Source organism: Flavobacteriaceae bacterium HL-DH10 (assembly GCA_031826515.1).
GTDB lineage: Bacteria > Bacteroidota > Bacteroidia > Flavobacteriales > Flavobacteriaceae > Thalassobellus > Thalassobellus suaedae.
In genome coordinates this window covers 3,506,776-3,525,696 of sequence record CP134536.1, presented here as the reverse complement: position 1 = coordinate 3,525,696, position 18,921 = coordinate 3,506,776, and the positions used below count along the sequence as shown (strand labels likewise).

The 18,921-nt window shown below is 32.5% G+C and carries 18 protein-coding genes; 5 read left to right on the top strand and 13 right to left on the bottom strand.

The annotated features are described in order from the left end of the window. Window positions 1-128 precede the first annotated feature (128 nt). Window positions 129-1,472, bottom strand: a complete 1,344-nt coding sequence (locus RHP49_14905; GenBank protein ID WNH12171.1) for a microtubule-binding protein — start codon at window positions 1,470-1,472, stop codon at window positions 129-131. Window positions 1,473-1,763: 291 nt separating this feature from the next. Between RHP49_14905 and RHP49_14900 the strand changes: the two genes are divergently transcribed. Beyond that, window positions 1,764-1,994, top strand: coding sequence for a hypothetical protein (locus tag RHP49_14900; protein WNH12170.1), 231 nt, complete (start codon window positions 1,764-1,766; stop codon window positions 1,992-1,994). A gap of 62 nt (window positions 1,995-2,056) precedes the next feature. On the opposite strand, the gene ettA is transcribed toward RHP49_14900, so the two are convergent. Beyond that, window positions 2,057-3,748, bottom strand: coding sequence for an energy-dependent translational throttle protein EttA (ettA, locus tag RHP49_14895; GenBank protein ID WNH12169.1), 1,692 nt, complete (start codon window positions 3,746-3,748; stop codon window positions 2,057-2,059). Beyond that, a complete protein-coding gene (locus tag RHP49_14890) occupies window positions 3,748-3,930 on the bottom strand; it encodes a CAL67264 family membrane protein (GenBank protein WNH12168.1) in 183 nt (60 codons plus the stop codon). The genes ettA and RHP49_14890 overlap by 1 nt, the downstream gene beginning before the upstream one ends. Window positions 3,931-4,380: 450 nt before the next feature. On the opposite strand from RHP49_14890, the gene RHP49_14885 reads away from it, so the two are divergent. Next, complete coding sequence (locus tag RHP49_14885) at window positions 4,381-5,565, top strand: MFS transporter (GenBank protein ID WNH12167.1); 1,185 nt, start codon at window positions 4,381-4,383, stop codon at window positions 5,563-5,565. Window positions 5,566-5,635: 70 nt separating this feature from the next. Here RHP49_14885 and RHP49_14880 read toward each other — a convergent pair whose 3' ends face one another. Genes RHP49_14880 through RHP49_14870 form a run of 3 tightly spaced genes read right to left on the bottom strand, consistent with a single transcriptional unit; the run spans window position 5,636 to window position 7,378 of the window. After that, window positions 5,636-6,358 (bottom strand): pirin family protein, encoded by a 723-nt coding sequence (locus RHP49_14880; GenBank protein ID WNH12166.1) that lies wholly within the window; start codon window positions 6,356-6,358, stop codon window positions 5,636-5,638. 12 nt (window positions 6,359-6,370) lie between these two features. Further along, window positions 6,371-6,808 (bottom strand): MarR family transcriptional regulator, encoded by a 438-nt coding sequence (locus RHP49_14875; GenBank protein WNH12165.1) that lies wholly within the window; start codon window positions 6,806-6,808, stop codon window positions 6,371-6,373. A 24-nt stretch (window positions 6,809-6,832) separates the two neighbouring features. Then, window positions 6,833-7,378, bottom strand: coding sequence for an NAD(P)H-dependent oxidoreductase (locus tag RHP49_14870; GenBank protein WNH12164.1), 546 nt, complete (start codon window positions 7,376-7,378; stop codon window positions 6,833-6,835). 155 nt (window positions 7,379-7,533) lie between these two features. Between RHP49_14870 and RHP49_14865 the strand changes: the two genes are divergently transcribed. Together RHP49_14865 and RHP49_14860 are read left to right on the top strand one after the other, a co-directional pair. Beyond that, entirely contained in the window at window positions 7,534-9,162 is a 1,629-nt protein-coding gene (locus RHP49_14865; protein ID WNH12163.1) for a carboxyl transferase domain-containing protein, read from the top strand. Window positions 9,163-9,220: 58 nt separating this feature from the next. Next, the gene (locus RHP49_14860) at window positions 9,221-9,643 is read left to right on the top strand and encodes a DoxX family protein (GenBank protein ID WNH12162.1); all 423 of its coding nucleotides are present in this window, start codon (window positions 9,221-9,223) and stop codon (window positions 9,641-9,643) included. A 422-nt stretch (window positions 9,644-10,065) separates the two neighbouring features. Here RHP49_14860 and sppA read toward each other — a convergent pair whose 3' ends face one another. The 7 genes from sppA to RHP49_14825 form a co-directional block, all read right to left on the bottom strand. Next, window positions 10,066-11,829, bottom strand: a complete 1,764-nt coding sequence (gene sppA, locus RHP49_14855) for a signal peptide peptidase SppA (protein WNH12161.1) — start codon at window positions 11,827-11,829, stop codon at window positions 10,066-10,068. 51 nt (window positions 11,830-11,880) lie between these two features. After that, entirely contained in the window at window positions 11,881-12,957 is a 1,077-nt protein-coding gene (locus tag RHP49_14850) for an AMP-binding protein (GenBank protein WNH12160.1), read from the bottom strand. A 12-nt stretch (window positions 12,958-12,969) separates the two neighbouring features. Continuing rightward, on the bottom strand, window positions 12,970-13,944 hold the full coding sequence (locus RHP49_14845; protein WNH12159.1) for a CPBP family intramembrane glutamic endopeptidase: 975 nt from the start codon (window positions 13,942-13,944) through the stop codon (window positions 12,970-12,972). A gap of 3 nt (window positions 13,945-13,947) precedes the next feature. Continuing rightward, window positions 13,948-14,985: an o-succinylbenzoate synthase gene (locus RHP49_14840; protein ID WNH12158.1), complete on the bottom strand. Its 1,038-nt coding sequence runs from the start codon at window positions 14,983-14,985 to the stop codon at window positions 13,948-13,950. Then, on the bottom strand, window positions 14,986-15,663 hold the full coding sequence (locus RHP49_14835; protein WNH12157.1) for a metal-dependent hydrolase: 678 nt from the start codon (window positions 15,661-15,663) through the stop codon (window positions 14,986-14,988). It lies immediately after the preceding gene. Between the two features lie 42 nt (window positions 15,664-15,705). Next, a complete protein-coding gene (gene menA, locus RHP49_14830; protein ID WNH12156.1) occupies window positions 15,706-16,608 on the bottom strand; it encodes a 1,4-dihydroxy-2-naphthoate octaprenyltransferase in 903 nt (300 codons plus the stop codon). A 94-nt stretch (window positions 16,609-16,702) separates the two neighbouring features. Further along, on the bottom strand, window positions 16,703-17,542 hold the full coding sequence (locus RHP49_14825; protein WNH12155.1) for a 1,4-dihydroxy-2-naphthoyl-CoA synthase: 840 nt from the start codon (window positions 17,540-17,542) through the stop codon (window positions 16,703-16,705). A 119-nt stretch (window positions 17,543-17,661) separates the two neighbouring features. On the opposite strand from RHP49_14825, the gene RHP49_14820 reads away from it, so the two are divergent. Continuing rightward, on the top strand, window positions 17,662-18,831 hold the full coding sequence (locus RHP49_14820; protein ID WNH12154.1) for a C1 family peptidase: 1,170 nt from the start codon (window positions 17,662-17,664) through the stop codon (window positions 18,829-18,831). The last annotated feature ends 90 nt before the right edge of the window (window positions 18,832-18,921 follow it).

Sequence of the window (18,921 nt, the reverse complement as noted above, 5' to 3'; positions counted from 1 at the left end):
TTAATTTGGGCGTTACCTTTCAGGTCAGGCTTTCGGCAGTCGCTCTCTTCGAGGAGCTTCAACAAATGCCTCAATCCTTAACGCAAAACAGAAATACTATTAAACTTAACGTTTTATTTACTATTATTTTAAGACAATAAATCTTCGTCATTAGCTTCAGGTTTTGGTTTTCCTGCAGGCTCACCATCATCTCCAGAAGGTACATTTCCATCTGCTTTATAGTAATCTTCAAAAATTTCTTTCATATCGATGCCATAACGCTCAGCAAAATTCTTTTGAATTGCTCCATCTTTTGCACGAATTTCTTGTAAAGCTTCAGCATAACTACTATAAACACCTTGCATCACTTTTTCGTGAACAGGAATATTATCCATCATATCTTGACGTGCTTTAGCACTAGCTGTATGCATAGATGCTAAGGTTTCCCCAATATGCTCGTCGGTTTTAACTCCTAAATGCTCTAGAATGGCGGCAAATTCTTGATCGGTTCTGGCTTTTAAAGCCACAACATAACCATCGTAATATTTCAAGCGTTCTTCGGTATCACTTTTTAACTTAGCACGATGTGTTTGTAAGTTGCTACGTAAAGACGTTAACACTTTAATAGTTAAATTGTGCTTGTGTACAAAGCTATCTTTACTAGCAGCCAAAGTTGTATAAGCATTTTTAAGACCTTCAAGCTCTTCTACTTTTTGCTCTAAAGCGGTCATTTTACCAATGGCTTCAGAATATTCGGTAGATTGTTTATCTGCAATATCTTCTAACTCTTGGCGTGCTTGTTTTAATAACGCATATTGTTCTTCAAGCTTCGCTTCAACTTCTTTCTTCTTTTCTAAAGCTTTTGTGTGATTTTTAGAAGCTTCAACAATAGCATCTTTTAATTTTTCTTCTACTTCTTTTATCTCTACTTCACGATTTTTTAATCGTGTAACAGCCGCTTGACTCTTATACGACAATTCACTTAAAAGCGTTTGCACATCGGCACTTTCAATACGTTCTTGAAACATGGCTTTTGCTTTATTATCGGCTCCTGCTCGTACTTTCTCAGCAACTTTATATTCTTCTTGCTCTTTTTTTATTTTACTTTTACGTCCCCAAAGGTTATTCCACCAAGTATCTGGTTTTTCTTCAGCATCTTCCAACTCTATTCTAGCACGTTCTAAAGCTTTTTGAGCATCATCTATTACTTTTTGCTCTGTAGCATTAAGTGATGAGAATTTCTCAAACATAATACCGACTTCATCTTGATAATCGGTTAAATCTTTAATAGCATCTAAAAGTGAAGTTCTATCCTTTTCTGCCATATGTACTACATCATCTAAAGTAGCATTCAATATTTTTTGGCGGACTTCAGGATCGTCTTCTTGAGACAATTTAGATTTCATAGTGTCTATGGCTTTGCCCCAATTAACATCTACTTTTTCGGTTTTTTCATTTGAAGAGGTTTCTAATAAATCAAAATCATCGGACATGTTGATACGCGTTATTTAAAGTTGAACTTATTTTATGGTAAGCAATTTCGTTAAAAAATATCATTTCTAAAAGTAAATAAATATTTACTTTTTAAATAATAATTCTTCAACTACTAATGTTTAATCTATTGGTATATCAATCTGTTGAAATGTTACAATTTAATTAAATACTTTGATTTATTGTAAGATAATGATGTGATTAAAGTAAGACATAATAATTTTCTTATTGATTGTGCAATGATTAAAATATGCTATATTTGATTAGTTATTAATCCTATTAATGCATTAATTATGCTATTTACTGCTTACCCTTTATCTATATTACTAATCGATCAAGCTACTATTGTAACTATGTTAAGTATAGTAACTGCCTTTTTTGCTATTATTTTGGTTTTAGGAATTAGAAAATCTTATAAATTAAAAAAAGAAAACAAACGTCTTGAAGAAATAAGCGAAAAAATGGCAAAAGAAAAAGAAGAATACAAAGATTTTACTGATGGCCATATGTATGGCGGTAATTAAAATATATGAACAAAAAAAAGCCTGCAAATGCAGGCTTTTTTTGTGTCCAAATTTGAAATATATTATCGAACCAACTTCTTATATTTAATTCGTTTTGGCATTAAATCTCCACCAAGACGTTTCTTTTTGTTTTCTTCATAATCAGAAAAAGAACCTTCAAAGAAATACACTTGAGAATCACCTTCAAAGGCTAAAATATGTGTACAAATTCTATCTAAAAACCATCTATCATGCGATATTACTACAGCACAACCAGCAAAGTTTTCTAAACCTTCCTCTAATGCACGTAATGTGTTCACATCAAGGTCATTTGTAGGTTCATCTAAAAGTAACACATTGCCTTCTTCTTTTAAAGTCATTGCTAAATGCAGACGATTACGTTCTCCACCTGAAAGCAATTTCACCTTTTTATTTTGTTCGCCTCCAGAAAAGTTAAAACGACTTAAATAGGCACGAGAATTAACTTCTTTTCCGCCCATTAAAATCAATTCTTGCTCATCACTAAAGTTTTGCCAAATGGTTTTCTCTGGATCTATATTTGAATGTTTTTGATCTACATAGGCTAATTTAGCTGTTTCACCAACTTTAAACTCACCTTTATCTGGAGTTTCTTCACCCATTATCATTCTGAAAATAGTCGTTTTACCTGCGCCATTTGGTCCAATAACACCAACTATTCCCGCTTGAGGTAAGCTAAAATTTAAGTCATCATAAAGTAATTTGTCATCATAGCCTTTTGCAACACCTATAGTATCAATAACATTAGTTCCTAAACGAGGTCCATTAGGAATGTATATCTCAAGTTTTTCGTCAAGTTGTTTTTGATCTTGACTCATTAACCTATCGTAACTATTTAAACGTGCCTTTTGTTTGGTTTGACGCCCTTTAGCTCCTTGACGTACCCATTCTAACTCGCGTTCTAATGTTTTTTGACGTTTAGAAGCTGTTTTGCTTTCTTGAGCCATTCGCTTAGATTTTTGATCTAACCAAGACGAATAGTTTCCTTTCCAAGGAATACCTTCTCCTCTATCTAGTTCTAAAATCCAACCTGCAACATTATCTAAAAAGTATCTATCGTGAGTTACCGCTATTACAGTACCTTTATACTGCGCTAAATGGTGCTCTAACCAATGTACAGATTCTGCATCTAAGTGGTTGGTAGGTTCATCGAGCAACAACACATCGGGTTCTTGTAAAAGCAAACGACATAAAGCCACTCTACGTTTTTCACCACCAGATAATACGCCTATTTTTTTATCACCATCTGGCGTACGAAGTGCATCCATGGCTATTTCTAGTTTCGTATCTAATTCCCAAGCACCAGCGGCATCTATTTGATCTTGAAGTTCTGCTTGACGGTTCATCAGTTTTTCCATCTTATCAGCATCAGAATACACCTCTTCTAAACCAAACATGTCGTTTATTTTATTGTATTCATCAAGAATTGCAACCGTTTCAGCTGCTCCTTCTCTTACAACCTCGATAACCGTTTTATCATCATCAAGTTTAGGCTCTTGCTCTAAATACCCAACCGAATAGTCTTGTAGAAAAGTAACATCACCTTGAAAATTCTTATCAACTCCTGCTATAATTTTAAGCAAAGTCGATTTTCCAGAACCATTAAGACCTAAAATTCCAATTTTAGCTCCATAAAAGAAACTCAGATAAATATTTTTTAAAACAGGTGTATTTGCACCTTGAAATGTCTTGGTTAAACCAGACATTGAAAAAATCACTTTCTTATCATCACTCATTATACTCTACCTTTTAATGCGTTAAATACCCATGCATTAGCAAAAAAACCTACTCCTACAGCAGCAAAACCCCAGCCTGCTACATCATCATACCTAAAGGCACCAAGTGCGATTAAACTTAAACCTACAAAAATCATAATCCAAGTTGCCCATGATAACACGGTATTTTTATTCATTGCCATAATTAATTTATTTTAGTCTTAGGGCGCATCCTTGTTTCTCAACAAGGTTAGGTTATACATGACATCTTTTAATACATAATTTAAAAAAATGCCGCTTCAACCCTTTGCGCAAAATTTAAAGGACAAATATCGCACTTTTAACAGGAAATGGAAAACATATAAAATAATATTATTTCTATGTTAACTTATATCTATATCCCGTCTATTTTTTCTAATTCATTATTAAAGCAAAAAGTCTATCATATTACATTTTTTCCCTGGAAACTATTTTGTTGTAGATTAATTAATTTTCCTAGGAAAATAATTAATTAAAATGAATAAATTAGGAATTATATTCAAAACTTCTTAATTAACATTTTATTCACCATTTATAATGTCACAACACTGGTAATTACTACTACTTTTGTCATTTGGTTTTCACCTGAAACAAATTATAAAACCATTATTTTTATGAATAAATCCTTACTGTCTTTAGCCATTGGCGGATTTGGAATCGGGCTTACAGAGTTTGTCATCATGGGTATTTTACCCGATGTTGCCTCTGCTTTTTCTATTAGTATCCCGCAGGCGGGACATTTTATATCGGCCTACGCACTTGGTGTGGTTATTGGGGCGCCTTTACTAACGGGTTTAGGCAGCAAATGGCCAGCAAACAAAGTGCTATTAGGTTTAATGCTTTGGTTTACGGTGTTTAACACGCTATCTGCTTTTGCTACAGGTTATACCTCGTTCTTAATTTTAAGATTTTTATCTGGTTTACCACATGGCGCCTTTTTTGGAATTGGAGCAGTAGTTGCTGGGAAATTATCGAAATCAGGAAAAGAAGCTCAGGGTATAGCTATTATGTTTAGTGGTTTAACGATTGCCAACCTTTTAGGTGTACCGTTAGGTACTTATTTAGGAAAACATTTTAACTGGAACATCTCATTCTTAATGGTAGGTGTCGTTGGAATATTAGCAGTTACTAGTGTAAAACTATGGATGCCAGTGTTAAAACAATCCTCAGAAAACAGTTTCGTTAGTGAGTTTAAAATATTTAAACGTCTAGAACTTTGGTTGATCATTCTATTAACCACTATTGGAACAGGAGGATTCTTCGCCTGGTATAGCTATATCGCGCCGTTAATTACCGAAGTTGCCGGACACCCAGACGAAATGATTTCTCTAGCCATGATTCTTGCAGGATTAGGTATGGTTATTGGTAATTTTATAGGAGCAAAAATGTCGGAGAAATTCGGACCTATGCAAGCCATTATCATCACTTTAGTTCTTATGGTTAGTGCCTTGGCTCTTAACACTTATTTAGCTCATGATAAAACTCTTGTTTTAGTTATGACCTTCTTAATAGGTACTATCACCTTTTGTATCTCCACTCCTATTCAAGTGGCGATTATTAACGCTTCAAAAGGTTCTGAAACCTTAGGTTCATCACTTAACCAAAGTGCCTTTAATATAGGAAATGCTTCTGGTGCTTATTTTGCAGGGCTACCAATTGCTATGGGCTTTGGCTATACGGCAGCCGACTGGGTTGGTGCTGTTATGGCGGGGACAGGAATTTTTATTGCATTAATAATTATGGCATTACGCCAAAAACAAACCAAACGAAAAAAAGCCTTAGAAGCATGCTATTCATAGGGTAGTTATGCATATTTCATAAAAAAAGCCCGACCAAAATGGCCGGGCTTTTTGCTATTAATAAACACTTTTAAAATTCCATAGGTACTTCTATAAATAAAATACTGGAGTCTTCTTTTGTTTCAATATTGAAATCGGAAGTTTCAGAAACACCTATTGCGTCTCTGGTTTCTAATGTCTTTTCATCCACAAGAAACTCTCCAAATATATTCATCACATAAACACCATGCTTATCACTTTTTAGTTTATAATTAAAGGTTTGACCTTTATCTAAATCAATTCGGGACAATACCGCATCCTGATGAATTTTCAAACTGCCTTCGTGATCTTCATCTATTGAAGTTACGAGAGTTTGAAGCTTGTTTTTTCTTTCTTCAGCGTCAAACACTTTTTGACCGTAACGTGGTGCTACATTTTGTTTATCTGGGAATACCCATATTTGAAATAAGCCTAAATGTTCTTCGGCAGATCCGTTAATTTCTGAATGCTGCACCCCTGTTCCTGCTGACATCACCTGAACTTCTCCTGGTAATACCGCCTGCCATTCGTTATGCATAGAATCTCGATGTTTCAACACACCTTTTAACGGAATAGTAATGATTTCCATATTATCATGTGGATGCGTACCAAACCCCATCTTTGGGGCAATCATATCATCATTCAATACGCGTAACGCACCAAAATGCACTTTTTCAGGATTGTGATAACTGGCAAAACTAAAGGAATGATTCGCCTGTAACCATCCGTGGTTTGCAAAACCCCTACTATCTGATTTGTGAACTATTGTTTTCATTTTTCTTTCTTTTTATCTCATCTTATCTAACAGATTACTTAATAGCTCTGCTTCCTCCTCAGTAAGATTCTTAATTAAATGTTTATTAAAATCGTCTGGTACTGAATCTAAAAGTTTCAGTCCCTTTTCGGTTATAGCTATTTTAACCACGCGTCTGTCATGTGTACATGGCAAACGTTCTATAAATTCTTTAGCACATAGCTTATCCATCAATCTTGTTGCATTAGGCGCACGTTCAATCATACGGTCTTTAATCACCTGCACATTTAAAGGTTCACCAGCGCCTCTTAAAATCCGAAGAATATTATACTGTTGTGGTGAAATACTATAAGATTTGAAAAACTCATTTTGACAACTCGAAATCCAATTCCCGGTATACATAATATTCACCAATGCCTTTTGTTTATTGGTGGCAAACTTCGAGTTGATCTCTTTCGCTAAATCGCCCATAACCTAATTGAATTATATCTTAAACTAAATCGTTTCTACCTCAAACTTTGTTTGAAATTGTTGAACAGCATTTTTCAATTGATCATCTAAATCTTTGTTTACTATTTTACCATTAGAAAAGTTGTCATCAAAAAATGGTAAAGAAAATATCTCTATAATGTCTGCATCATGCCATGGAAATCTACTCTTTGCTAAATCTAACACTGATGCACCTCCTCGACCTCCTGGTGACGTCGCCATTAACAACATTGGTTTATCGAAAAATGTTTTACCTTCAATTCTAGACATCCAGTCAAACAAGTTTTTAAATACTGTTGTATACGCACCGTTATGCTCAGCTAATGACAATAGAATACCATCCGAATTTTTAATAAACTCTATAAATTTATAGGCGTTTTCAGGAATACCATGTTCGTTTTCATAATCTATTCCATATAACGGTAATTCGAAATCATTTAAATCCAATACGTTTACATCAGCCCCTTCCACCAGACTTGCTGCGTAGGTTACTAACTGTTTGTTAATGGATTGCTTACTATTACTTCCCGCAAAGGCTATTATTTTTTTCATAACTATATTTTATATCTTAATTCTTTATCAAAGATACAATAAATAATTTTAGTTTCCAAGGAAACTATTTCTAAGGAATATATTTTAATACAATATTAACATTAGCATTAAGTTTAATTTGAAACTTTTGTATTTTAGCCACAAACTATTATTACATGGACATCAACTTCAATAAGAATGAAGATCATAATAAGCTTTTTATTTCTGAACTTAATAAGAGACTAGCAAAAGTGAGTTTAGGTGGCGGAAAAAGCCGTATTGAAAAGTTACATAGTAAAGGAAAAATGACCGCTAGGGAGCGTATTGATTATCTGTTAGATGCAAAAGCAAAATCTATAGAAGTTGCTGCTTTTGCAGGTGGCGATATGTATAAAGAACATGGTGGTTGCCCTTCGGGTGGTGTGGTTATAAAAATTGGCTATATAAAAGGGAAACAATGTATTGTGGTAGCAAACGATGCCACCGTTAAAGCAGGTGCATGGTTTCCTATTACTGGGAAAAAGAATTTAAGAGCTCAAGAAATCGCTATTGAAAATAAACTCCCAATTATTTACTTGGTAGATTCTGCGGGCGTGTATTTACCATTGCAAGATGAGATTTTCCCAGATAAAGAACATTTCGGACGTATATTTAGAAACAACGCCATTATGAGTAGTATGGGAATTACTCAAATAGCTGCTGTTATGGGGAGCTGTGTTGCTGGAGGTGCCTACCTCCCTATTATGAGCGATGAAGCTTTAATTGTTGACAAAACAGGAAGTATTTTCTTAGCAGGGAGTTACCTAGTAAAAGCTGCTATTGGTGAAACTATTGATAATGAAACTTTAGGAGGCGCAACTACACATTGTGAGATTTCTGGAGTTACAGATTATAAAGCTAAAGATGATAAAGATGCTTTAGATACTATTAAGAATATTATTGATAAAATAGGCGATTACGATAAAGCCGGTTTTAATAGAACGGATGCTAAAAAACCTTTAGAAAACCCACAAGATATTTACGGCATTATTCCAAAGTCTAGAGCAGACCAATATGATATGTATGAGATTATTAAACGTTTAGTTGATAACTCTGAATATGATGAATATAAAGCAGGTTACGGACAAACCATTATTACCTGTTACGCTAGAATTGATGGTTGGGCAGTTGGTATTGTAGCTAACCAACGTAAACTCGTAAAAACAAAAAAAGGCGAAATGCAATTTGGTGGTGTAATTTATAATGATAGCGCCGATAAAGCCACTCGGTTTATTGCCAATTGCAACCAAAAGAAAATTCCGTTAGTGTTTTTACAAGATGTAACGGGCTTTATGGTAGGCAGTAAAAGCGAACATGGTGGCATTATTAAAGATGGCGCTAAAATGGTGAATGCGGTTAGTAATTCGGTAGTGCCAAAATTTACAATCATTATTGGAAATAGCTATGGAGCAGGTAATTATGCTATGTGTGGAAAAGCATACGACCCAAGGTTGATTGTTGCTTGGCCAAGTGCAGAACTTGCTGTTATGAGCGGAAACTCTGCCGCTAAAGTATTATTACAAATTGAAAAAGCTTCTTTATTAAAAAATGGTGAAGAAATTACACCTGAAAAAGAAGCTGAATTATATAATAAAATTAAAAACAGATACGATAATCAAGTATCGCCGTATTACGCCGCTGCTAGAATTTGGACTGATGCAATTATTGACCCATTAGATACCAGAACGTGGATAAGTATGGGCATTGAAGCTGCTAACCACGCTCCTATTGAGAAACCTTTTAACCTTGGAGTGATACAAGTATAATTGGCTTTTGTGCTTTATTTTTTGTATCTTATTGATTGAAAATAAACAACTTTTAATTATGGATACAATAAAAACACTTAATAAGTGGGCCAACGCGCATACTTATTTGCCTTTGGATATATTACGTGTTGCCCTTGGAGTCTTTCTATTTATTAAAGGCATTAGTTTTATATCTGACAGTATGATGCTAGTTGAACTTTTTAAACCTATGCAAAACTGGGCTGGAGGTATGGTTACCATACACTATGTGGCACCTGCTCATTTTATAGGTGGCATGCTGATTGCTTTTGGTTTACTTACCCGCTGGGCAATTATTGGACAATTACCTATTTTAATAGGTGCTATACTCATTAATTTTGTTGGAGAAATGCATTCCGGAAATTTAATTCTTGCACTTATTACGTTTGTAGTGTGTATATTTTTCCTGTTCTACGGTTCGGGAAAACACTCTTTAGATTATTACTTTAAAATGCAACAATAAAAAAAGAGCGACCAAATGGTCGCTCTTTTTTTTATTATGTTTTTATCTTTTTCAACCTATTATTTTTCCAATTATTACAACAAGAATTATTAGTCCAAAAAATACACCCATTACTAAAATCAACATTTTACTGATATTCCTTTGAAAACTAAAATCAGTAATCATTAGAGATTCCGTTGTTGCAACAATTCCTGTTTCTATCAACACTAGGCCTACGGTTTTCATATCTGAATCAAGAAAAAAATACCTAATCCCTCCATCAATTGATGGCTGTTCGTTAATATTTGAGTAATACCTGACTCCCCTACTTCTTAATTCCTTTTCGAAAATGATTTAATCTTTCAATAGTACATAAAGTTTATAATGCTCTTTTAATTTTATGTCGAAATTATCTTCATCTATTCTCGATGTCATAAAAACACTTATTTAATATCTACATTATAAGGTAATAATAACTGAATACCCTTACGTTGTGTCGTAGTTTTTACTTGCTTTAACAAGTTATATGCCTCTTCACCTAACTCATCTTTCATAATATCTTCTTTAGCTTCAGCTAATCCAAATTGTCTTAAAATTTTGTCTAAATCTCTCTTATATATTGGAAACTCTTTAATATTATATTCAGAAATTCCTGCCGCTTCAGCTGCATATTTAAGCGCTAAATCCAATCCACCCAACTCATCTACCAATCCAATTTTTAAGGCGTCTGATCCTGTCCAAACACGACCCTGAGCAATTTCCTTAACGGCATCTTGCTCCATACCACGACCTTCAGCAACACGACCTGTAAACAATTCGTAAATACTTATAATTTCTTCTTTAATAAAATCATGTTGCGCATCATTTAAAGGTTCAAAGAAACTGTAAGTCACCGAATTTTTATTAGTAGATACCTGCTCAGCGTTAATACCCATATTAGTGGCTAAAGCATTTCCGTTTGGTAACATTCCAAACACACCAATACTTCCGGTAATGGTTGTTGGTTCAGCAACAATTTTGTCGGCATTACAAGCTATATAATATCCACCAGATGCTGCCACATTACCCATAGATACAATAACTGGCTTTATCTTTTTTGTCAATTCTATTTCACGCCAAATTAACTCGCTCGCTAAAGCGCTTCCTCCAGGTGAATTTATACGTAATACGACAGCTTTAATTTTATCGTTATTTCTGGCTTCCTGAAGCGATTTTGTCATGACACCTTGACCAACAGCACCTTCATCGCCTTCTCCGTAAATAATTTCTCCTTCAGCATAAATCACGGCTATTTTATTTTTGCTGTAATCCGTTAACATATTTGTAGCAGCATACTCAGCATAATCAAAAATCGATACCATTTCCTGCTTTTTGGAAGGCTCTGTACCCGTCGCCTTTTTCAAGCCTGCAAGATATTCATCATGGTAAGCTATCTTATCTATTAATTTGGCTTGCTGAGCCAACGTTGCGTTACGCGCCAACAAACTATCGGCAATGATATTTAATTGTTCTGTTGAAATCCCTCTACTTTCTGAAATTTCAGATTTAATTTCAGACCAGATAGAATTCAAAAACACTTCTACCTGCTCCCTGTTGGCTTCACTCATTTCGTTTTCAAGGAAAGGCTCAACGGCACTTTTATACTTTCCGAAGCGCACCACTTCCATTTTTAATCCGGTTTTTTCCTGAAAATTTTTAAAGTATAACTGCTCTGAAGACAAGCCTTTGAATTCCATCATACCGGCAGGATTCATAAAAACAGTATCGGCAACCGAACTTAAATAGTAATCCTTTTGGGTATAAATATCGGCGTAAGCCACAATAAACTTACCAGATTCTTTAAAATTCATCAAAGCTTTTCTTAATGCTTTTGTTTGAGAAATACCCGCATCAATAAAATTATTATCTATTGAAATGCCTTTAATTTTATCATCTACAGCTGCGTAATTTATAGCATCAATAATATTAAAAAGACCATTTTTTTCATCATGATTTAAAAACGGATACGCTTCGAAAACCGTTTTACCTGCATAATCTTTTATTGAAAAATCTAACTTTAATTCTAAAACAGAATTATTCTTAACTTGAACAAGATCTTCTGAATTTGAACCAAATAAGACTCCTAAAACAATTAACCCTAAACAACAGATAATTAGAAACAAAAAGATTCCTGTAACGGTTGATAATACACGTTTAATGAAATTCATAAATACTTTTCTCTATTTGTATTGAAAAAGGATACGGCGTTACAATTTTATTTAAAAATTTATAGCTTTCAACGTTTTTTTTCTATGAATCTTTCTTGAAGAAGTTTCGATAAATTTATCAATAACCAATACTTCTTTTGGTTTTTCATATTTTTCTAAGTCATCAAATATTGAAGTATCTAAATTATTTGATTTACTCTCTAAAACTAGTATCAACTTGTTCCCTAATGTGTCATCAGGTATTGATGTGATAAAAAACTGTTCTTTTATTTTACTCCTAAGTTTTCTTTCTATTTGTTCTGGATATAATTTAATACCTCCAGAATTGATAACATTATCATAGCGTCCTAACCATTCAAAACTAGTATCAGAATAAATTTTCACTAAATCATTAGTAACGATTTTTTCGTCAGAAAGATATGGCGCATTAATGACTAAACAACCTCTTTCATCGGTTGAAATCGTAACATCTGGCAATGTGTTAAAACTTGAATTATATTCAAACTCAGAATCATCAAAATTATTCAACTTTTTTACTGCGATATGAGATACGGTTTCGGTCATTCCGTAAGTTTCATAAATATGAGGTTTTTTGTCTTTTATAGATTCTATAATGGCCTCAGATACTTGTCCGCCTCCAACAATAACCGTTTTAATACTCTTCAAATATTTAGCAAAGTTTTTAAGTTGCATGGGCGTGAACGCACAAAAAGCATAATCCTTTTCATAATCGATTGGAGGAAGCGCTAATGGTTGCACCATATCTAATTCTAGGCCTAAAACAATGGCTCTAACAATCATCATTTTACCAGCAATAAAATTTGATGGCAAACAGTGCAATACTTTATCTCCTGGTTTTAATTTAAAAAAATCGCCCGTAGCTATAGCTGAATTTACCATAGCTTGTTTTTTGATTTTTATTTTTTTAGGTTTTCCTGTAGACCCTGAAGTTTTTACTACTACATATTCATGATTATCTAGCCAATCGAGCAAAAAATTACCTAATTCTTGTTGATAAGGCAATCCCTCTTTTACATAACTATAAGCAACCTCTATAAGGTCTTCATATTTATAACTTAAATTATCTAGCTTAAATTTTAAATGTACATTAGTGTAATTTGGTATCATAAATATAATTTATTACTGGAAATCGCTCCCTATTTCGTCAATAAATTTATAGTTTTCTTTTGATGGTTCAACTACTTTTCCGAATAATTTATCCTTCCAATTGCTCCATTTATATATTTTGGAAAGAATAAATAGTAAAATTGGAAAAATAACAAAAACGGGAACAAAAATTTCAGAAATCCCCATTTCTGATGGATCAGACATATCTTTTAAAATAGAATGAGTTTGAAACGCCGTCCAATCTGCTGTTACTAAAAGTGCTGTAAATAAATTGTTTGCCGCATGAAATCCCAGTGAAAGCTCTAAACCCTCATCCATTAAAGTCATGATTCCTAAAAACAACCCTGTACCTATATAATAAATCATAATAACAGAGCCTAACTTTTCAACTTCAGGATTCATGATATGCATTAAACCAAAGCCTACTGAAGTAATTAAAAGAGGCGCCCATTTATTTCTAAATACAGATCCAATTCCTTGCATTAAATACCCTCTGAAAAAATATTCTTCAAAACTTGTTTGTAATGGTATTAAAACAATCGCTATAACACAAAGTATTAAAAATGGCTGCAAATTAAAGTTTACTTGATAATTATCTGGACTCAAATAATATTCAATTAACACAAAGCTACTTGATATAATACCCCATGTTATAAACATGAACCAAAACCGCTTCCAATCTATCTTTTTTCTTGAAGTTGTTAAACTTGTTATAGATTGTTTGTGAATTACTTTTGAAGACAGAAACACACCAAGCAGTCCGAAAGCAAAAGAAAGTAACATTAAAAATAAAAATAAATTACTCCCCAAAATGTCACTCATTTGTGGAATAGTAGTTGGTACCATACCAGTACCAATAACTTTAATAGCTATACCAACCCCTAAAGGAATCATTCCAATAAGTTGCCAAGAAAAAAATATAATGACTAAACCAATTAAATAACGCCACCATTCGTGCAAGCCTTTAAATGCCTGAGCTATATACATACTTTATAAATTAAATTTCCAATCACTTTTTTTATTGTATTGCAATGTACCTTTTTTTACTTGCAAAGGGCTTTTAAAATTATTAGTAAATAAGCTCCCAGTACCAAGTCCTTGTGGTACATCATGCTGTTTTATATAAGTATATTGTGCAATGGCATTAAGCCCCACATTACTTTCTAAAGCACTTGTAATCCACCAGCCTATTTTATTTTTTTCGGCTATGTCTATCCACTCATTACTTCCTTTAAAACCACCAATTAAACTGGGTTTTAAAATAATATATTGTGGTCTTATGTTTTGTAATAATGATTCTTTATTAGTTACAAAAAAAACGCCTATTAATTCTTCATCTAAAGCGATTGGTAAAGGTGTTTTTTCGCATAAGTTTGCCATAGCTTCTATTTGACCTTGTTTTATAGGCTGTTCAATAGAATGCAAATCGAATTCAGATAATATTTTTAATTTTTCTAAAGCTTCAGAAGGTAAAAAAGCACCATTAGCATCTACACGTAATTCAATATCTTTTGAGGTGAATTCATTTCTAATCGATTTAATAAGATCAATTTCAGTTTGAAAATCTATCGAACCTATTTTCATTTTAATACATGTAAAACCTGCTTCAATTTTTTCAACAATTTGTTGTTTCATAAAAACTTCAGTACCCATCCAAATAAGCCCATTGATAGGAATTGAATCTTCTCCATCTGTAAATTTCGAAGGAAATAATTCAAATTGATTTTGACTTTCTAAAGATTTAAAAGCCATTTCTAATCCAAATTGAATACTTGGGAATTCCATTAATTCACCTAATAAAACCTCCAGGCCTAAATTAATATTTTGACAAGTCCATTTTAGCTTTTCTTCGTAATCTGGTCTATCATCAACAGACAAGCCTCTAAACAAGCCACATTCGCCTATACCCTTTTTTCCATTAAAATCGAGAAGAAGAAACCACGTTTCTTTTGTTTTTAAAACACCACGAGATGTTCCGCTAGCTTGTTTAAAATTGAGAATGTATTTTTTATGGTAAGCTTTTATCATTTACAATTCTATAGATTCTCCTATTTCTAAAAGCATTAAATCTTTATTTTTTTCGAAGAATTTTCTTTTTGCGACTTTATGGTCTATTTCAATATATCCAAAAGTATCGTAATGGTAACCTAAAATTTTATCGCATTCAATAAAATCACTAGCTAATATAGCATCATCAATTCCCATAGTAAAATTATCGCCGATAGGTAAAATAGCTAAATCTAGCTTTGTTTGCATAGGAATCAGCTTCATGTCAAAAGTTAAAGCCGTATCTCCTGCTATATAAATATTTTTATGTTCACCTTCAATAACAAAGCCCCCTGGTTGTCCACCATATGTACCATCAGGAAAAGATGATGTGTGAATAGCATTTACATATTTAACTGTTCCGAAATCAAAATCCCAAGTACCTCCATGATTCATTGGGTGTCCTTCAAGCCCTAAACTACCATAATGTGTAACAATTTCATAATTAGAAATAATAACTGCATTCGTTCGTTTTGCAATTGCTTCAACATCTAAAATATGATCTTGATGCGCATGTGTTACTAAAATATAGTCGGCTTCAAGTGAATCTATATTAATGTTTGAAGCTTTTGGGTTTCCAGAAATAAAAGGATCTACAAGAATATTAACATCATCTATTTTAATGCCTAAACTAGCATGACCATAAAAAGTAATTTTCATAACATTGGAAATTAAAAGATTAAAATATAATATACAAAAAAACTATAATAAATGACCAGTACCCATTAAAACAGCTAATAAAACTGTTGTTAGTGCTAATTTCTTTAATTCAGGATCTAATAACTTAGACTCTGTATTACTATGCACGGTTTTTAAATGAATTAATAAAGGAACATAAGCAATTACAAAAATTAAATTATAAGGAGATGTATAGTACAATATTCCAAATAAACTAGAAAGCACAATAGCTAAAATAATTAATGTTTTATGATACAATTTAGCTTTTTTGCTACCTAACTTTACTACCAAAGTAATTTTATTTGCTTTAGTATCTGAAGCTATATCTCTCATATTATTAAGGTTTAATACAGCTGTACTTAGTAATCCAACAGTTATAGCTGGTAAAAAAACCACATGATCTATTTTTTTAGCATAAAGGACATAACAACCTATTATACTTACTAATCCGAAAAATATAAAAACAAAAACATCGCCTAAAGCTTTATAACCATACGCATTATTTCCAACTGTATAACGAATGGCTGCAATAACAGAAAAAGCTCCTAACAGGAAAAATATAATCGTTAACAACAAATGTTTTACACCAAAAGCACTAAAAATTAATGCAGTGGATAATCCGATGCAGATTAAAACATTTATTTTAATAGCATTAAACATATCGTCTGGTGATATAGCACCTGATTGAATGGCACGCTTTGGCCCTATTCTATCTTCATTATCTGTACCCTTTAAACCATCTCCATAATCATTTGCAAGGTTAGATAGTATTTGAAAACTTAATGTGGTTAAAATAGCTAAGCCACAAACTTTTAAATTAAATAATCCATTATACTCAGCAAAACAAGAAGCAAGAATAATACCTGAAATAGACAAAGGCAATGTTCTTAAGCGCATAGCTGAAATCCAAAGAAAAATATTTTTCATTTAGTTTATATCTGTTGTTTTTAATTGATTACATGTAGACATCTATTTTGATTATTTTATTGAGTATCAAAATTTAGTATTTAGATGTTTTACATTATGGAATCCATTTTTTTACAAAATTAGGTTTACGCTTCTCTAGAAAAGCATTTCTACCTTCAACAGCTTCATCAGTCATATACGCTAATCGAGTTGCTTCTCCAGCAAATACTTGCTGTCCTACCATACCATCATCGGTTAAATTCATAGCGAATTTAAGCATCTTAATAGAGGTTGGCGATTTTGCTAATATTTCTTGAGCCCATTGGTAAGCTGTACTTTCTAATTCATCATGAGGAATAACGGCATTAACCATGCCCATATCAAATGCTTCCTGTGCAGAATAATTTCTTCCTAAGAAAAATATTTCACGTGCCTTTTTTTGTCCAACCATTTTGGCTAAATATGCCGATCCGTAGCCGCCATCAAAACTAGTAACATCGGCATCTGTTTGTTTAAAAATAGCATGTTCTTTACTCGCTAAAGTCAAATCGCAAACTACATGTAAACTATGTCCGCCTCCTACTGCCCAACCGGGTACTACAGCAATAACTGCCTTCGGCATAAAACGTATTAAACGTTGTACTTCCAAAATATTCAATCGATGATACCCATCTTCTCCAACATAGCCTTGTTTCCCTCTTGCCTTTTGGTCTCCTCCACTGCAAAAAGAATACACACCATCTTTAGTCGAAGGTCCTTCAGCAGATAATAAAACAACACCTATATTGACATCTTCATTGGCATTATAAAATGCATCATAAAGCTCACTTGTTGTTTTTGGTCTAAAGGCATTACGCACATTAGGTCTGTTAAATGCTATTCTTGCAACACCATCACATTTTTTATATGTAATGTCTTCATATTCTTTAACTGTTACCCAGTTTACTTGGTCCATTTTGTTTATTTTAGTCAAAAATAAATTTTATTTTATTAATAGCTATGTTTAATTTAAAATTTAAGCCCTTAAAAGCTAGCTTTTCTATAAATATTCAATATTCTTTTAAGTTCTACATTATGAAAAAATATACTTTTTTATTTGCATTTTTATTAACGATACTTTTTTCTTTCTCGCAAGAAACTGCAACCAAAAAATTAACTATTGCCGCAGAGCAACCTTATATATTCACGCCGGTAATAGAATTAAATACTTCTCCAGTTAAAAACCAAGGAAACACTGGTACATGCTGGAGCTTTTCCACTTCTTCTTTTATTGAATCTGAAATTTATAAAAACTCAAAACAAGATATTGATATTTCTGAAATGTTTAATGTTAGAAAAACATATGAAGATAAAGCATGGAATTATATAATGAGACAGGGAAAAACTCAGTTTAGTGAAGGTGGTTTAGCTCATGATGTTACTAACTCTATAAAAAAATACGGATTAGTTCCCGAAAGTGTTTACAATGGTTTTGTAAATAATGAAAATTTATATAATCACTCAAAAATAGTTCCTGCCTTAAAAGTGGTTTTGGATGCCTACATTAAAAATGGAAAAAATTCTAAATACCCAAATTGGAAACAATCAATAGATTCTATTTTAAATATTTATATAGGAAAAACGCCTGATACTTTCAATTATAATGGTAATGTGTATAGTCCAAAATCATTTTTAGAAATGACAAAGTTTAATCCAGATGAGTATATCACTTTAACATCATTTACTCAAACTCCTTTTTATTCTAAATTTATTTTAAATATTCCTGATAATTTTTCAAATGGCGCCTATTACAACATCCCTTTAAATGAATTAACTGAAATAACTGACAATGCTATAAACAAAGGCTACACTATAGCATTAGATATAGATGTATCTGAAAAAACGTTTTCTCAAAAATATGGAGTGGCAGTAATTCCTAAAAATATAGACGATAATAAAAAAGCTTTAACATATGTAGTTAAAGAAAATAACATAACCCAAAAATACAGACAAGAAGAGTTTGAAAATTATAATACTACCGATGACCATTTAATGCATATAACAGGTATTGTAAAAGATCAATATGGAAAATTATATTACAAAGTGAAAAATTCTTGGGGATCAGCTAGTGATAGAATAGGAAATGGAGGTTTCATTTATATAAGTAAGGCATATTTTAGACTTAAAGCTATTTCAATTACTATACATAAAGATGTACTCAATAAAAAAACTCACAATATTTTATTAAAATCACAAAAACTGTAAGCTTAGTTTAAGCATTTAGCATAAATTTAAATAAGTACAACTACTTATTGTTCTGTAGTCTTTTTTTTAGTATTTTTGTTGTAATATGTT

Coding starts and splice junctions, on each gene's coding strand:
- ettA (WNH12169.1), bottom strand. CDS start 3,748: ATGAGTGATGATAAGAAAGTGATTTTTTCAATGTCTGGTTTAACCAAG.
- RHP49_14840 (WNH12158.1), bottom strand. CDS start 14,985: ATGATAAAAGCTTACCATAAAAAATACATTCTCAATTTTAAACAAGCT.
- RHP49_14875 (WNH12165.1), bottom strand. CDS start 6,808: ATGGGCGATTTAGCGAAAGAGATCAACTCGAAGTTTGCCACCAATAAA.
- RHP49_14825 (WNH12155.1), bottom strand. CDS start 17,542: ATGGACCAAGTAAACTGGGTAACAGTTAAAGAATATGAAGACATTACA.
- RHP49_14860 (WNH12162.1), top strand. CDS start 9,221: ATGGATACAATAAAAACACTTAATAAGTGGGCCAACGCGCATACTTAT.
- RHP49_14880 (WNH12166.1), bottom strand. CDS start 6,358: ATGAAAACAATAGTTCACAAATCAGATAGTAGGGGTTTTGCAAACCAC.
- RHP49_14845 (WNH12159.1), bottom strand. CDS start 13,944: ATGTATATAGCTCAGGCATTTAAAGGCTTGCACGAATGGTGGCGTTAT.
- RHP49_14865 (WNH12163.1), top strand. CDS start 7,534: ATGGACATCAACTTCAATAAGAATGAAGATCATAATAAGCTTTTTATT.
- RHP49_14905 (WNH12171.1), bottom strand. CDS start 1,472: ATGTCCGATGATTTTGATTTATTAGAAACCTCTTCAAATGAAAAAACC.
- RHP49_14850 (WNH12160.1), bottom strand. CDS start 12,957: ATGATACCAAATTACACTAATGTACATTTAAAATTTAAGCTAGATAAT.
- RHP49_14890 (WNH12168.1), bottom strand. CDS start 3,930: ATGGCAATGAATAAAAATACCGTGTTATCATGGGCAACTTGGATTATG.
- menA (WNH12156.1), bottom strand. CDS start 16,608: ATGAAAAATATTTTTCTTTGGATTTCAGCTATGCGCTTAAGAACATTG.
- RHP49_14820 (WNH12154.1), top strand. CDS start 17,662: ATGAAAAAATATACTTTTTTATTTGCATTTTTATTAACGATACTTTTT.
- RHP49_14870 (WNH12164.1), bottom strand. CDS start 7,378: ATGAAAAAAATAATAGCCTTTGCGGGAAGTAATAGTAAGCAATCCATT.
- sppA (WNH12161.1), bottom strand. CDS start 11,829: ATGAATTTCATTAAACGTGTATTATCAACCGTTACAGGAATCTTTTTG.
- RHP49_14900 (WNH12170.1), top strand. CDS start 1,764: ATGCTATTTACTGCTTACCCTTTATCTATATTACTAATCGATCAAGCT.
- RHP49_14885 (WNH12167.1), top strand. CDS start 4,381: ATGAATAAATCCTTACTGTCTTTAGCCATTGGCGGATTTGGAATCGGG.
- RHP49_14835 (WNH12157.1), bottom strand. CDS start 15,663: ATGAAAATTACTTTTTATGGTCATGCTAGTTTAGGCATTAAAATAGAT.